The organism is Fusobacterium sp. DD2 (assembly GCF_018205345.1).
Classification (GTDB): Bacteria; Fusobacteriota; Fusobacteriia; order Fusobacteriales; family Fusobacteriaceae; genus Fusobacterium_A.
The window spans coordinates 1-740 of sequence record NZ_JADRHM010000127.1 but is presented as its reverse complement, the minus strand read 5'-3'; the positions used below and the strand labels follow the sequence as shown (position 1 = coordinate 740).

The 740-nt window shown below is 29.7% G+C and carries 1 protein-coding gene and 1 pseudogene; both read right to left on the bottom strand.

Annotated features, from left to right (window positions below):
- Positions 1 to 27: 27 nt before the first annotated feature.
- The gene (locus tag IX290_RS11405; protein ID WP_211493311.1) at positions 28 to 534 is read right to left on the bottom strand and encodes a hypothetical protein; all 507 of its coding nucleotides are present in this window, start codon (positions 532 to 534) and stop codon (positions 28 to 30) included.
- 25 nt (positions 535 to 559) lie between these two features.
- A pseudogene (locus IX290_RS11400) lies at positions 560 to 740 on the bottom strand (hypothetical protein); the annotation flags it as partial.

Sequence of the window (740 nt, the reverse complement as noted above, 5' to 3'; positions counted from 1 at the left end):
AATCAATCTCAGGCTGCCTTTAAAATATTAATCTTGATAATAGTACTTAAACTTATACTTCTTTGCTAATTCTTCCACTTCGCTCTTACTTACAAATGAATAATTGGTTAATGCACTTTTTACAAATACATATCTTCCCTTAGTTAATATTTTTCTTCCTTCTTCACTCTCTCCTAAATACTTTATAGCTTTTATTAAACTATCACTATTTTCTGAAACTATAATTGTATTTGGATTGTTTTGCATAATTTCTAATGCTTGTTTTGTCCCAGAATCTATTCCTCTCAAATCACTGAATAAACTTGCTATTCCGTCGCCTAATAACCCGTGAGATGGCGTATTCAAGATGACAAATTGTCCTTCTCCACCTTTTATCAATTCATTTGTTTCTGTTGGTGTTAATAACGTTGATATACCTTTATTTATTACTTCCATATTTAGCTTTGCTCCATTATTATAACTTGTACTTCTGGTTTCTGATCCACTACATCCTATTAAAACTAATGTAAATAATGTTATTAATATTTTTTTCATATTTTTCCTCCATCATTTTTATTTTCTATCTCCCTTTATATTGCTCTGCTGGACCGTAATAGACATCTTCTTTAGTATCAATATTTAACCCTCCTGCTATTGGATTAAATTTAATTACTTTTAAAGTTTGTTTTAGTGTTACTGGTGGCATATCTATTATCATCTTATCATCTACTCTTACCTTTCCAAAGTATAGCACTGTTCCC